The following is a 15,173-nucleotide window of genomic DNA, read 5'->3' on the forward strand; positions in this document are numbered from 1 at the left end:
GTAACCTTCATAAAAACTATATCTTATATCTTTTCAATTCATCTTTAAATGAGCTTGTTATCTTCTTAAATTCAAATATACTATCAATAAGCTTCTTTATTTCATTTGTATAACTTCCAACACTTGCACTTACCTCTTCTGAAGATGCAGAATTTTCTTCTGCAATTGCAGCTAGAGACTCTATTGTTTCATATATACTTGCAATAGATTTGGCTTCTCTATCTAAATCATTTATAGTATTTATCATTGATGTTGAAACTGTTCTAACAGACATTGTAGCCTCATAGCTTATGTCTCTTACTTCTTCTAGCCCCTTAGTTTCATTTTGGAGAATATCATACTGATCACCAATTTTATCAACAAGTGTATTTATCTCCTTAACAAATTGTATTAAATTACTATTAATTTCCTCTACAGCACTTTTAGACTGTTCTGCAAGTTTTCTAACCTCATCTGCAACTACAGCAAAACCCCTACCTTGTTCGCCTGCACGAGCTGCTTCTATAGATGCATTTAGGGCAAGTAGATTTGTTTGCTCCGCTATCTGGGAAACAATTGATACTATATTTGTTATGTCACGAGCCTTTGTTTCTAAGCTAATACCATTATCCTTAACCTCTTGAAATTTCTCTAGTGTTCCAAGTATATTTTTGCTAGTACTATCAACACTTTCATAGCTATTATTTATCTTTACAATAGCTTTTTCTAATTCATCCTTATTATCATTTTCATTTTTAACAATATCCTTCAATGATCTAATATTGTCATTTAAAATTAAAACAGCATTTTCAGTATTCTCTGCTTGACTTACAGAACAGCTAGCCATTTGATCAACCACTCCTGATATGTCTTCAGAGGTATTGTTCATAGTATGTGAGATTTTATTTATATTTTCAGCGAAAGTATCCATCTCATCAGTTACACCTTTAAACTCAACAAAATCTGTTCTAAACCCTTTTTTATACCCTTTAAGTTTTTTATATAGCTCTTCATATTCATCCCCAGTGACTATATCTCCATCTTCAACGTAATTATTGCTATTGATTTGGTCTATAGTTTGTGAAATTAGCTTTGCAGGTCTTCCCATTATAAAAGAGGCAAGGCTTGAAGTAGCTCCAGAAATTACAGCAAGGCCTAATACCTTTGCCATATTATCTAATCCCACTATTGGCATAGCTAAGAGTAAAGATATAATAAAAGTAAATGCCCCTACCTTTCCAGGTATATTCTTAATAAAGCCTAAAGATAAGATTTTATTAATTTTATATGTTTTCTTATAATAAATATCCTTTTCAAAGGTAAGCTTTAAACTTAAACTATCTGATGTTTTTTCTAATTGTTCAATTTCAATTTTCTCATTAAAGTACTCACAAGTTCCATCTAAAAGCCCTAGAAAATAATCAAACATTCCTCTTTTAGAATTGTAAGTAAAGATAGCCTGGCGACTTGAAATAGGTGTTATACCTACTAGTGGTGGTTTAGCTCCAGCAAATTTTTTCGTCATTACTACATGTATATCAAATAGCGATTTTAAAAATGAATATACATTTTCAGTGTCAAAAAACGCAGGGAAGTCTCTATGAAAAGCCACTAAATTGTCTTTTCCTATGATTCCCCACAATTTATCAATGGGTATATTTTGTTTTTTTGATATATTGTCAATTACACTTTTAACTTGTCCATCATCTACATTCTCTACTGGTGAAAATATCTTACTAGAATTCCACCCCACGGATTGCATAGCACTATCAACTACACTCTCACCGTAAAGTTTTCTACAAGTTTTCATCCAAGTAGCTACTACTGTTCCCTTCATAAAGCTAATCCCCCTATTTTATCTATTGTTTATCTTTCATTATCTAGGTTATTAACTGACTCTTCTCTTTGACATACCACTTTTTTCTCTAATATACATTATAACCTAATAGAGGTACTTTGTTAATAACATTTATCATTAATTTATGATTTTTTTTTATTTTCTTATTAATTAGTGTTAACTATACCTTAAACTCTACTCTATCTAGCCTTGCAATTACTTTAATATCTGTATGTTTAACCGTGTCAGTTCTTATAGAGCTTCTATTGCTTAAAAGCAATATTTTATTGGCCTCCAGTTTTTTTATTTGTCTTAATACTCTTTCTCCATTATAATCAACTAGTGAAATAGAGTTATTTTCTATTTCGTGTGTCAAATGAGCAAAAGCAATATCTCCCTTGCAAATTCTAAACCCACTCATATCATCATTCTCTATTTCTAAAAATAATACTTTATCTTGAGCATAGCCGTCTACTTTATTAGATATTATAGGCATTTGCTTTATACCTATAGCTTTTGCTAAATCATATTTATAAATAGCAACATCTTTTAAAACTGAGCTAAAGGCATCATTCCACACCTCTTGTACTTTTTCTGTACTAGGCCTCTCAAATTTAGGTTTTCTTTCCTCTACATGCTCATCCGCTTGAAAGGATACAGATGTATCTTCAATTTCTTCTCCTAAAATTTTAGATATTTTTTCTAAAAATTTTTCATTTATAACTTTTTTACCCAGTTCTACTTCATTGATAAAACTTTCAGAAACTCCAATTTTCTTACCTAATTGTTTTTGAGTTATTGCTTTTGATTCTCTTACTTGTTTAATCCTATCTCCTACTCTGCTCATAATTCTCCGCCTTTCCAATTGAATAATTTTTTTTAAAACATTTCTAAATATTTAGATTTTATGAAAGTATAAACCATTTTGAGTCCATATAAAAGCCTTTATTCCATTTTAGCACAAAATATAAATCTTCTACATATAGCAGAAGATTTATATTCCAATGTGTCTTATTACCTTTCCCTGTAAGCTTCTCTTTCTTCTATCAAGTGCTGCAAAAGATACCTAAGGGTCCAGTTTATAGATGTCGGTGTTACAGTGGCTAGTATAGTCTGAGGATTTTTAACTTCTTTTATGCTATCAATTAGAGCATATAGCTGCTTATCTTGATAGTTGTTAAATAAAAGTAATTTTTCATGGGGTAATTCAATATTACTTTCCTTAGCTTCTATGTTACACAATATTTCTTTAATTGTTAGTTCGCCCAGGTTTTTCTCCATTACTTTGCAAGGTAATATACCTTGTTTTGATAGTACACTATTAAGTTTTTCTTTTTCCATGTCATTTAGTCCATATGCAAGGATAAGTCTTTTATTAATAAGCTCCAAACTATCTTCCCCCCCCTGTATTCAATTTAATATTTTTTTAGGATTAGACACCTATAATTTTATTACATTTTATCTGGCTGACTATACTCAATATCAAAAGTTTCTACGCTCATACTTTTTATTTTTTGCTCTTTAGCTGGCTTATCTCTAAAATCTCTATCCACCTTAGCTATTTCTAAAGCATGCTCCATGCCCTCTGTTACTTTTCCAAAAGCTGCATAACTTCCGTCTAAATGATGAGAATTAGCTACCATAATAAAAAATTGGCTTCCTGCTGAATTTAAATCATTAGATCTAGCCATTGATAAAACACCTGTTGAATGTTTTAAATCATTTTTAAATTTATTAGTAGAAAACTCACCTTTTATTGAATATCCTGGTCCGCCAACTCCTGTTCCTTCAGGGCATCCACCTTGAATCATAAAGCCTGGAATTACTCTATGGAAAGTAATCCCATTGTAAAACCCCTTGTTTATAAGACTAATAAAATTGTTTACTGTGTTGGGTGCAACCTCCGGGTACAATTCCGCCTTTATGATATTACCATTTTCCATATTAATTGTTACTATTGGATTCATATATTTATCTCTCCTTTTATTATGTATTCACTATAAATTATATCACATTTTATAGTATTTACTATTTTTTATATATTAAGCACCTAAAAAAATAACTCGTATATAACCCTAGTCATTTTTTTTAGATGCTTTAACCAATAATGGCTTAAATAACTTGTTGACCCAGGCTTATTTTCAACATCATCTTTTCTTGAGGTTCCTCGAGTTTTATGTGAATATTTCCTCCTGGAAGTATTATTAAAAAATGTTCCTCTAGCATATCTATCTCTCGATTTTTATCAATATTAACTATATCTATTTCTAAATTACCAGAAGCTTCTGCTCGATCATACTCATAGCCAACATTTAAACTACCAAATCTAGTTATATCTTCTACCTGTTTATCCTCACTTGCAATGATTAGATGTGCAATATTTTTATTTTCTTCAGATTTACATACTAGATGATTTATAACACACAAACAATTACTTTGCACTGGATTATTGATTATTATACAATTGATTTTTTTTCTTTCTTCAATCTTCATGTTAAATATATCATGACCTATGTGATGTTCATTGTTTTTTTCTAATTTGAATACTTTCATTTCATCACCTTATTTCCGATGTTTTTTTATATAAGGCAAAAATAAACAAATAACAAGTCGGTATGCTAGTATGGATTGACTTGTTATTTATTTTTATGTGCCTAATTTAGTGTATTCACCTAGTGGTGATGTTGCTATACTTAATTTAGTTTTAAAATATTTTTACATGTATACATTATTAAAATCTATTTATGACTTTAATAATGTATAACTTAAATCTATCATGTTACTACTTGTAGCAGAACTGGTATTTATAGCAGAGCTGCTACTTGTAGCCGAACTGCTACTCGTAGCAGAATTATATATAGTTACAATTCCCTTTGTTTTCTTTTCATTTAACATATTATTAAGAGTAAGTTGCCTTTTTAGTTGATTTACTGTCCCTACACTTCCATCAATTATAATTGTTTCTTCTCCAACTATTTTGCTTAATTCCTTTTTTATAAATGGATAATGAGTACATCCAAGTACTATAGATGCAAGGTCTATTCCTATAAACTCTTTTAACTTATCTCTTAAATAACTTTGGATTTGATCTCCCTCTATAATTCCATTTTCTATTAATTCAACAAGGCCCGCACAAGGTAGAGATATCATATTTACTTCTTTATTGTATCTCTTCATTAAATTACTAAACTTCTTTTCAGAAAGTGTCATTGGAGTCGCCATAATAATTATACTTTTACCCCTACTTATTTCTACAGCAGGCTTTAGGGCTGGCTCTATACCAATTATAGGTATGTCCTTATATTTTCTTCGAAGGTCATCTATAGCTGCACTAGTGGCAGTATTGCAAGCAATTACTACTACTTTTGCCCCTTTTCCCAAAAGAAAATCTACTGCATTAAAAGTTAATTTTTTAACTTCATTTACATCTTTAGTTCCATAAGGTGCATTTAATGAATCTCCGAAATACACAAAATCTTCATTTGGCAGTATTTTTAGAGATTCCTTTAAAACACTTATTCCACCCACACCTGAGTCAAAAAATCCTATTGGTTTTTCTTTATTATTCACATTATCACCACCATATTAAGATTATAAATTCTACATTTAATTTATACAAAAGCTTTATATTACATAATCACATTTTTTAGTAACATATATACGTTACATTAAATAGTATATTATTAAGTCTATCCATTTAGTTAAATAATAACATAAAGGAGGAAATATTATGCCTTCATCGCATAATTTAAACAAAATAAAAGATTCTATAAGCAATGGGTTTGATGTTATCTCAAACAAATCTGAAAATCTTATTGAAATATCTAAACTTAAATATAAAATTCATTCTGAAGAGAACAGTATGGATGATCTCTACAAAGATATGGGAAAGGAATTATACACAATTTTCAAAAATGATAAACACATTGACGATTCCCTAATAGATTATTGCAATACCTTAAAGAAAATAGAAACCCGTATAAAAACCCTTCAGAAGGAACTTTATAAAGTTGATAATAAAAAATAATACCTTTCTATAATAGAAAAAATAGTAACAATCATACATTACTATTTTTTCTATTTTTTTTTAATGTGCCTTATATAGCTACTTCATTATCCTCACCATGTAATCTATTTAAATGCTTAATTTCCACAAATAAGAATATCGCTGTTAAAATTGATGCTAATGCATCGGATATAGGCCCTGACATCCATACACCATTTAATTCATAGCATCTTGGCAGTATAAATAGTAATGGTATAAGGATTATCACTTGCCTACTTAAGCCTAAGAATATGGATATTTTAGCTTTACCTATAGCTTGGAAATAATTAGAACTAACTATTTGAAAGCCTATTATAGGAAGCATAAATAGATATATTCTAATGCCATGAATTCCTATTCCTATAAGTTCTGGATCATTATTAAATATGCTTATAAGTTGTTTCGGAAATAACTGTATAATTATATATCCACTTGTAGTAATTATTGTAGCTGACAATATAGCGAGCTTTAAAGCCTTCTTTACACGATTATACTTTTTAGCTCCATAGTTATATCCAATAATTGGTTGCGACCCTTGATTTATTCCAAAAATAGGCATTAATACCATCATTACTATACTCGTAATAATTCCCATGGCTCCTATTGCATAATTGCCACCATATTTAAATAAACTTTTATTAGAAATAATAGTTACTACACTTGCTGCTATTTGCATGAAAAACGGAGACATACCTATAGCAAAAATACCCTTTACAACCTTAAAATCTAATTTTAAATTTTTGTAACGTATTTTCAATACACTACTACCACCAAAGAAATAGTATAATACCCATATTGTATTTGCAGCTTGTGAAATAACAGTTGCTATAGCTGCTCCTCTAGTTCCCATATGAAAAACAAAAATAAAAATAGGATCTAAAATTGTATTTAATATTCCACCAATCAACATGGTAAACATAGCTATTCGTGGATTTCCTTCAGATCGTATAGTATTATTCAATCCAAACCCTACGTTTTGGAAGATTACACCGATAAGTATTACTGTTATGTACTCCTTGGCATAAGGTAAAGTCTCACTACTAGCTCCAAATTTTAGTAACATGGGTTCTAAAAATATAAGCCCTACAGCAGTTACTATAATTGAGGTTATAATAATAAGGGTAAGGGCATTTCCTAAAATATGTTCTGCCTCTTCTTTTTTTTGTTGCCCAAGCTTTATAGATATAAGTGCAGCAGTTCCAATTCCCACTAGCATTCCAAAAGCCATAATTATAGTAGAAATGGGAAAAGTAACTGTAACTCCTGTTAGGGCAATTTTCCCTATGCCTCCCCCTATATGTCCTATAAACACTCTATCTACAACATTATATAGTGCATTAACTAGCATGCCTACAATTGCTGGGATAGAGAACTTCATAAGTAACTTACCTATACTTTCTTCTCCTAATTGTTTTGATTTATCCAACTAATCGCCTCCTAATATATTTAACTTTATAAGTTTATCACAAAAACTATGATTAATACAAAAAAAGCCTATATTATTACAAATACATTAGTCATAATATAGGCTTTTAAACCTACTAAAGAATATAAGTTATGAAACAAAAAATACCAACATTACATTAACTCCTATATTGATTATCATTTATTTATTAATTCCTTTAGTTTTTCTTCTATGTATTCATTAAGTTCAATCTCTCCGATATATGTTTTACCCTCTAAAAAGTCAGGCCTTACTCTAAAGAAATTAACCACTAATTTATTTCCTGTAATTATATACTCTTCTGAATGCAATGGTGAAAATATAACCTCTACTTCATCATATTTATTAGCACCTTCAAGCTGCGCGAGTTTTCCTACTAGGTTATCTAAGTTAAGTTTCTTTACAGGAGAAGCCATTGCATTTGTATATTCGAAATCCTCCATCATCCACATGTTATTATTCCAAAACTTTAGCTCCTTCTTGTTTCCAGCAAAAGGCTCCCTATTTTTTATTGCACTTAAAGCTCTTCTTACTGATTCCCCATTAAATTCCTCATCATAGGCACAGATTAAACTTGGCATATCAGCTACGTCGTAGAAAAATTTTTCTGCTACATTTTCTTTTTCACTTGCAGCCATCCAAAAATAAAGCATAGCCTCTACCGCTTCTAAATTCACTTTAATTCTTTGTAACATTTCATTTCTCCCTTCACTATCAAACGTCTAGTAAATAAATTATTTGTTTTATTAAAACTACTCATATATAATATTTCTACACCTAAGTCTAAAACCCTTTGGATAAGATAAAATTTATAAAATTTCCATCTCTACTTTTTCCACAATCTATGGTAAGCACATACTTATCACTCATTTTCTTCCTCCTACAATCTGATTATAAATTTGCAACCTTTCTCTTTATCCTGCACTAAACATATATTTCCGCCATGCTTTTCAATTATAGACTTTGATATTGCAAGCCCAAGGCCTGTACCACCATTTTTCGAGTTTCTTGTAGTATCTACTCTAACAAAAGGATCGAAAATATTCCCCTCAAATTCTTTAGGTATTCCTATTCCATCATCTTCAATAATAATTACAGCCCCTCCCGCATCCATTAAAAATTTGATGCTAATAGTAATCCCAGGGCTATTATATTTCATACTATTTAGTATAATATTACTTAAGGCTCTATCCAAGTTTTTCCTATCAAATGAAAACTCTACTTCATCTTCTGCAATATCAAATTGGTATTGCACACCCTTTTGCTCCATTACGGGTACATAGCCTGCAATAAGTTCTCTTAAAAACTCACCTATATCATGCCTTTCTATATCTAATTTGTATTCCGTACTTTCAACACGTGAAAATTCAAAAAGATCTTGAATTAAGTCATTTGCGCGTCTGCTATTATTATTAATAACTTTTAATAACTTATTTTTGTCTTCTTGTAAAACATCATCATTTTCTAATAAAAACTCTGAATACCCCAAAATACTTGTTAATGGATTCCTTAAATCATGAGATATGTTAAGAATCATTCTTTTCCTGTTATTCTCTGCTTTTTTCTTTAATAATTTCTCTTGTTGTATTTTTTCTGCCATTAGATTAAAAGCATCCTTTAATTGACCTATTTCATTTAAAGAATTAATTTCAACCCGCGCTGAATATTCCCCATCTTTTAGTGTATTAACCCCTTCTAAAAGTTTTTTTAAGGGCTTAACAAAAATCCTTGATGTAAGTTTAGAATAAAGTACCATTGTAGATATTAAAAATATAAATATAATAAAAGGAAATATTCTTAAAAAAGTTAGCCCACTCTTTTTATGATTATTCACGCCTTCTAGTTGTTCTTTATGTTCAAGTCCCCAGGTATAGGTGTCAAAAATACTGTTAGGCATAGCCGTAATTAAAATAAAGTCTTCCTTCTCCCCATGTTTACTAGTATAAAAATAGCCATCCTTTAAATTATTAGTAATCATATCTTTATAATATTTCTGTGAGTATTTAAATCCGATTTTATGCTTACTTCCATTTTCCATAATAATAACTAGGTTTTTATCAAGCACTTCCACATAGCCCTTATACTTTATAAAATTTGAAACATTAATATCCTTATAATTTTCCTTTATAATATATAAGGCTTTAGTATTATCTCTTGCGGCGCCCATATAATTAATAGAGAAATAAAACAATAACGATCCCATAGTTAGAAGGAATATTGCAATTAAAATAATCAAAAACAGAATGTAATTTTTAAATAATTGAGTCTCCATTTTTTTGCTTTTAAAGTATGTAGCTACTTTTTTTACTTTTTTTCTGTTAATCATGATGCTGCTCCATCTTATACCCTATGCCTCTTATAGTTTTTAAATATTTAGGATTCTTAGGATCATCTTCAATCTTCTCTCTAATATGACTTATATGCACCATAATAGTATTGGAATCTCCATAATATAGGTTTTCCCAAACTATTTCATATAGTTGCTTTTTAGTGTATACCTTTCCGGGATTCTCTAAAATAAACCCAAGTAGCCTATACTCCTTTGGATTTAAAGCTAGCTCTATATTGTTTTTATAAATGCTACAACTTTCCTTGTCCAGCATTAACTCCCCAACTATTGTTACAGTTTTATGAGCTTTATTAGAATATTTATAATACCGCCTCAGTTGAGCCTTAACCCGTGCAATTATTTCGATAGGACTAAAAGGTTTTATAACATAATCATCTGCACCTAGTCCAAGGCCCAGGATTTTATCCGACTCTTCCTCTCTTGCTGTTATAAAAATTACTGGTATTTCACTAGTCTCTCTAATCTTTTTTAAAACATTAAATCCATCAATTCTCGGAATCATAACATCAAGTAGTGCAATATCTATATCTTTATTTTGAAATATATCCAAGGCTTGCATTCCATCTTCTGCTGTGAAAATTTTATATCCTTCTTTTGATAAATGGATCTCTAGCAATTCTCTTATATCCTGTTCATCTTCTACAATTAGAATATTCATCATCTACGCCTCCCCTTAAATCCTATACACATTGTAACTCGAAAGTACACTTTAACTCAATTAAAAAAGTATATATTACTACAACTTCATTTCGTTTCGCTGAGAAATTCTAAACCAATTTTAATAAAAGATGCTAAAAAGTGCAAACTCGCTTGCGCTCAAACATGCACTTTTCTTAACGCATCTTTCATTAAAATTAGTTAAGAATTTCTATAGCTCGCTCAAATGAAGCTTACGTAATATATACTTTTCTTAGCCACTAAAAGAATAGAACGTAAAAATAGAAGGTATATACCCTCTATTTTTACGTTCTAAAATATTTACTTAATATCTTGTTATCCCATCTTTTGTAACAATACCTTTAATTAATGGCTTAGCTTTTATTTCTTCTTGTACTATTTCATATGCATCCAATACCATTTTTACAGATATTTTTTGTTTTTGCCCATCATTTGCGTAAATAGTTGCAATAGCCTCGCCCATCTTTACAAAATCACCGATTTTCTTATGAAGAACAATACCCACTGCTAAATCTATTATACTTTCTTTAGTTTCACGGCCAGCGCCTAAAACTAATGCTGCTCTTCCTATGTCATCCGCTTTTATTGCTTTTACATAGCCTTCAACATTTGATATAACTTCCTCTACAATAGCTGGCACTGGGAATAATGATGGATCATCTACATAAGCTGGATTTCCACCTTGTGCTACTACAAGTTCTCTTAATTTTTGAAGACCTTTTCCTGATTTTATAATGTCTTTAAGTATTTTTCTTGCTTCCTGTGCATCCCTTGCTTTTTTTCCTAATACAAGCATATGTGCTCCTAAGGTTAAACAAAGTTCTGTAAGATCTTCAGGACCTTCACCTTTTAATGTATCTATAGCTTCTTTTACTTCTAGTGCATTACCAACTGCAAATCCTAATGGTTGGTCCATATCAGTTATTACACCAATGGTATTTCTACCAACGTTATTTCCTATATCAACCATTTCTCTTGCAAGTTCAAACGCATCATCTTCATTTTTCATAAATGCACCGCTACCTGTTTTTATATCAAGTACTATAGCATCTGCACCTGAAGCTATTTTTTTACTCATTATGCTTCCTGCAATTAAAGACATATTATCAACCGTTGCAGTAACATCACGAAGTGCATATAACTTTTTGTCTGCTGGTGCTAAATCAGCAGTTTGACCGCCTATAGCAATTTTAACTCCATTTACATTTTGCATAAACTTTTCAATTGACATAGCTACTGAGAAGCCCTCAAAAGCTTCTAGCTTATCAATAGTTCCACCAGTATGTCCAAGTCCCCTTCCTGACATTTTAGCAACTGGCACACCAGCTGCTGCAACAATAGGCCCAAGTATTAGTGTAGTTGTATCACCTACTCCACCTGTACTATGTTTATCAACTTTCACACCCTCAATAGCGGATAAATCAATAGTTTCCCCACTATTAACCATTGCCATTGTTAAATCTGCTGTTTCTCTCTTATTCATCTTTTGAAAGTATATAGCCATAAGCAGTGCTGAAACTTGATAATCTGGAATAGTCCCATCTGTATATCCACCTATAAAAAAATCAATTTCTTCTGTAGTAAGTTCGTCGCCATTTCTTTTTTTCATTATTAAATCGTACATTCTCATGGTACTCAACCCCTAATTATTTATTTTTTTGCATGTATTCAAATTTAATAATTAGAATTTGAATCCTTAGTTCCCTCAACTATTGCTATAGAACTACTAGCCCCTATTCTACTAGCACCAGCTTCAATAACGGCTTTTGCATCTTCAGTTGTTCTTACTGCCCCAGAAGCCTTAACTCCCATGTCAGGTCCAACGGTTTGTCTCATTAATCTTATATCATGAACTGTTGCTCCGCCTGTTGAGAATCCCGTTGAAGTTTTTACAAAGTTTGCATTAGCTTCTTTAGCTATTTCACATACCTTAATTTTTTCCGCGTCAGTTAAAAGACAAGTTTCTATTATTACCTTTACTATTGCGAGGCCCCTCGCAACTTCAACAACCGCTTGGATATCTTCTTTTACTACATCATATTTATTTGATTTTATAGCGCCAACATTAACTACCATATCTATTTCCTCTGCACCATTTTCAATTGCTTGTTTAGCTTCAAAGGCTTTTACTTCTTTAGTAGTAGCTCCCAGTGGGAATCCAACAACGATACAAGTTTTTATGTTACTTCCTTTCAATTCACTACTTACAAGTGGTGCGTAATATGCATTAGCGCACACTGAAGCAAATCCGTATTTTTTAGCCTCAGCACAAACTTTTATAATCTCTTCCTCACTTGCTTGTGGTTTTAATAGTGTATGGTCTATATATTGTTCCATTTTCATATTAATCTTCTCCTTTATATTTTATAAATTTATTTTATTCTCATTTTTTTCTATATATTTTTCTGATCCTTTTAAAATGAGCTCTGGCAAAATAGTTTGTCTTTTTATTGACCTGGGCTCTTTGCTATTCAGATTTTCTAATAACATTTTCATACCAATTCTACCAAGTTCGGTGGATGGGCCATTAACAAAACTAATATTCATACCTATTATATTTAAAACATCAACCTTATCAAAGCCTATAATCGCCATATCACGCGGTATATTTATCTTTTCTTCATATAAAGCTTTTATGCACCCTAAAATCATGGTATTGCTACTTACAAAAATAGCAGTAGGCCTATTGTCCATTTTCAATATTTTCTTTGTAATTTCATAAGCAGTCTGGTGTGTATAATCACCATAAAAGATATATTCATTATCTATAGGGATATTATTAGCTTCTAAGGCTTTTTCATATCCTAGCAATCTTTCTTTTGCTGGTCTAGACTTCATGTCTCCTGTAATTATAGCCATTTTTCTATGACCCGCTTCTATTAAAGCAAGGGTTCCATCATAAGCTCCCTTTATGTGATCTATAAAAACCCCACTAAACTCCAGATATTCAACATGACCATCTATTAAAATTATTGGGATTCCTAGGTTCTTAAGCACATTTAAGTTTTCACTATTGTCTGAGTTCCTGTAGAAGGTTGGCGTTATAATGAGGCCTTGAATCCTTTGCTCTTTGAGAACATTAATAGCCTTTAATTCTTTATCTTTATTCTCATCAGTGTTGCAAAGAATTATATTTAAGTTATTATCATCAGCAATTTCAGTAACACCTTTAATTATCTCACCAAAAAATAGATTGTTTATATCCGGAACTATAACTCCAATAGTATTAGTTTTACTTGTAGACAAGCTCCTAGCTATAGCACTAGGCGTATAATTTAGATCTTTTATTGCCTTTAGCACTTTTTCTCTTGTTTCATCCTTTACATAACCTGAACTATTTAGAACTCTTGATACCGTTGCATGTGATACTCCAACCCTTACCGCAATATCACTTATTGTCACTGTCATTTTAATCCTCCTCACACTAGAGAAAACGCTTACAGGACTCTGAATAAATATAAAGCTTAGTTTATAATCCAGTATACAAGTATTACATCATAACCTAAGTATGCTATATTAAATACTTAATTTTCTGAAATATGTTACCGCTTTCATATTTAGTATACTTCAAGGTTATCTAAATTTCAATAGGATTTTTTATGAATTTTACAATTAGGTGTCTTAAAATAAATAACAAGTCAAATATGCTAATATATTTTTTTATACTTGAACTATTAAAATAATAATAGTATAATGAACACAGTTCATAAAAGAGGTGACAAGATGCCCAAAGTTATCGAAAATTTAAGAGAAACTATACTCTTAGAAGCTAAAAATATTCTATTAAATCAAAGTTTTAAAGATTTAAGCATAAGAGAAATTGCTAAAAGTTGTAATATTGGCACAGGTACTTTTTATAATTATTTTTCCACTAAAGAAGAACTTGTAACCGAAATCTTTAGAGAAGATTGGAAAAAAGTATCTAATCTAGTAGAGGACTTAAAGCTTACGAATGAGCCCTGCAAAGAAAAAATCAGAAAAATATATATATCTATTGGAATATTTGTAAATAGTTACATACCAATTTTTTATGAAATGGCTATACTTAGTGGAAATGATTATAGATGTAGAGAAGCTAATAGGTATGATGTTCTATACACTAAAATAAGCGAACTACTAGATATTGAAAAATTTAAAGGTAACGTAATCTCCACTCTTTCTTCTTATAAATTGGCAGAACTTATTATTTCTAACTTGATGTATCTTAACAAAAACAAGTTTATAAGTTTCGATGAGCTATATGACAATTTGAGAATTTGAAAATTTAATAGTTTTTTTATCTTATATTAGAAAGTAATATAAGATATTCTTTTAAAATTATATGAACATAGTTCATATAATTAATGTTGTTAAAAAATCTTATTTTTATTCTAAATATATATAAAAATGGAGGATGTAAATATGTTAATTTATGCAATTGTTTTTATAACCTTAGCTCTTGTATTCTATACCATCGGTGTTTGGAGTGAGAAACTTCAAGGAACTCTTAAACCTTGGCATTTGGGTTTATTCCTACTTGGCCTCCTATGTGATACAACTGGCACACTCCTTATGGAAAGTATAGCAAACAGTTCAGCTGAAATAGCCTCAGGCTTTAATTTACATGGAATTACTGGTGTTATTGCTATAGCCCTAATGCTTATTCACGCTATATGGGCCGCAGTGGTTCTTATTCGGAAAAATGAAAATATGATATCAAAATTCCATAAATTCAGTATAATAGTTTGGATTATTTGGCTTCTTCCTTTTATCTCTGGAGCTATGTCTCACATGAACTAATAAAAAATTTAGGCACATGAAAATAAATAAAATAGACAAAAGACAGGGTATAAATTTCACC

General features: G+C 30.6%; 16 protein-coding genes. 3 read left to right on the forward strand and 13 right to left on the reverse strand.

What is annotated here, in order from left to right; genetic code table 11:
• Positions 1-16: 16 nt before the first annotated feature.
• The 6 genes from G9F70_RS23575 to murI all read right to left on the reverse strand — a co-directional run bounded on the left by G9F70_RS23575 (position 17) and on the right by murI (position 5,386).
• Positions 17-1,816, reverse strand: a complete 1,800-nt coding sequence (locus G9F70_RS23575; RefSeq protein ID WP_164945063.1) for a heme NO-binding domain-containing protein — start codon at positions 1,814-1,816, stop codon at positions 17-19.
• 181 nt (positions 1,817-1,997) lie between these two features.
• Positions 1,998-2,663 carry a S24 family peptidase gene (locus G9F70_RS23580; protein WP_164945064.1) on the reverse strand — a complete coding sequence of 222 codons (666 nt, stop codon included), beginning with the start codon at positions 2,661-2,663 and terminating at the stop codon, positions 1,998-2,000.
• Positions 2,664-2,830: 167 nt separating this feature from the next.
• The gene (locus tag G9F70_RS23585) at positions 2,831-3,205 is read right to left on the reverse strand and encodes a DUF3783 domain-containing protein (RefSeq protein ID WP_164945065.1); all 375 of its coding nucleotides are present in this window, start codon (positions 3,203-3,205) and stop codon (positions 2,831-2,833) included.
• A gap of 62 nt (positions 3,206-3,267) precedes the next feature.
• On the reverse strand, positions 3,268-3,783 hold the full coding sequence (locus G9F70_RS23590) for a peptidylprolyl isomerase (protein WP_164945066.1): 516 nt from the start codon (positions 3,781-3,783) through the stop codon (positions 3,268-3,270).
• Between the two features lie 145 nt (positions 3,784-3,928).
• Positions 3,929-4,369: a hypothetical protein gene (locus G9F70_RS23595; protein ID WP_164945067.1), complete on the reverse strand. Its 441-nt coding sequence runs from the start codon at positions 4,367-4,369 to the stop codon at positions 3,929-3,931.
• A 189-nt stretch (positions 4,370-4,558) separates the two neighbouring features.
• Positions 4,559-5,386, reverse strand: coding sequence for a glutamate racemase (gene murI, locus G9F70_RS23600; RefSeq protein ID WP_164945068.1), 828 nt, complete (start codon positions 5,384-5,386; stop codon positions 4,559-4,561).
• A 160-nt stretch (positions 5,387-5,546) separates the two neighbouring features.
• Here murI and G9F70_RS23605 point away from each other — a divergent pair, with 160 nt between their 5' ends.
• A complete protein-coding gene (locus tag G9F70_RS23605) occupies positions 5,547-5,843 on the forward strand; it encodes a hypothetical protein (RefSeq protein WP_164945069.1) in 297 nt (98 codons plus the stop codon).
• 70 nt (positions 5,844-5,913) lie between these two features.
• On the opposite strand, the gene G9F70_RS23610 is transcribed toward G9F70_RS23605, so the two are convergent.
• From G9F70_RS23610 to G9F70_RS23640, 7 genes are all read right to left on the reverse strand, one after another.
• Positions 5,914-7,287, reverse strand: a complete 1,374-nt coding sequence (locus G9F70_RS23610) for an MATE family efflux transporter (protein WP_164945070.1) — start codon at positions 7,285-7,287, stop codon at positions 5,914-5,916.
• Positions 7,288-7,463: 176 nt separating this feature from the next.
• Positions 7,464-8,000, reverse strand: coding sequence for a hypothetical protein (locus tag G9F70_RS23615; RefSeq protein ID WP_164945071.1), 537 nt, complete (start codon positions 7,998-8,000; stop codon positions 7,464-7,466).
• A gap of 185 nt (positions 8,001-8,185) precedes the next feature.
• Positions 8,186-9,631, reverse strand: coding sequence for a sensor histidine kinase (locus G9F70_RS23620; RefSeq protein ID WP_164945072.1), 1,446 nt, complete (start codon positions 9,629-9,631; stop codon positions 8,186-8,188).
• Complete coding sequence (locus G9F70_RS23625; RefSeq protein WP_164945139.1) at positions 9,624-10,313, reverse strand: response regulator transcription factor; 690 nt, start codon at positions 10,311-10,313, stop codon at positions 9,624-9,626. Before G9F70_RS23625 ends, G9F70_RS23620 begins: the two co-directional genes overlap by 8 nt.
• 324 nt (positions 10,314-10,637) lie before the next feature.
• On the reverse strand, positions 10,638-11,963 hold the full coding sequence (locus tag G9F70_RS23630) for a pyrimidine-nucleoside phosphorylase (RefSeq protein WP_164945073.1): 1,326 nt from the start codon (positions 11,961-11,963) through the stop codon (positions 10,638-10,640).
• Between the two features lie 44 nt (positions 11,964-12,007).
• Complete coding sequence (gene deoC / locus G9F70_RS23635; protein WP_164945074.1) at positions 12,008-12,676, reverse strand: deoxyribose-phosphate aldolase; 669 nt, start codon at positions 12,674-12,676, stop codon at positions 12,008-12,010.
• A gap of 21 nt (positions 12,677-12,697) precedes the next feature.
• Entirely contained in the window at positions 12,698-13,741 is a 1,044-nt protein-coding gene (locus tag G9F70_RS23640; RefSeq protein ID WP_164945075.1) for a LacI family DNA-binding transcriptional regulator, read from the reverse strand.
• Between the two features lie 315 nt (positions 13,742-14,056).
• Between G9F70_RS23640 and G9F70_RS23645 the strand changes: the two genes are divergently transcribed.
• Both G9F70_RS23645 and G9F70_RS23650 read left to right on the forward strand, forming a co-directional pair.
• The gene (locus tag G9F70_RS23645) at positions 14,057-14,593 is read left to right on the forward strand and encodes a TetR/AcrR family transcriptional regulator (RefSeq protein ID WP_164945076.1); all 537 of its coding nucleotides are present in this window, start codon (positions 14,057-14,059) and stop codon (positions 14,591-14,593) included.
• A gap of 141 nt (positions 14,594-14,734) precedes the next feature.
• Positions 14,735-15,112, forward strand: a complete 378-nt coding sequence (locus G9F70_RS23650; protein ID WP_164945077.1) for an HsmA family protein — start codon at positions 14,735-14,737, stop codon at positions 15,110-15,112.
• Positions 15,113-15,173 lie beyond the last annotated feature (61 nt).

Source organism: Clostridium sp. FP1, from assembly GCF_011065975.2.
Classification (GTDB): domain Bacteria; phylum Bacillota; class Clostridia; order Clostridiales; family Clostridiaceae; genus Clostridium_AD; species Clostridium_AD tagluense.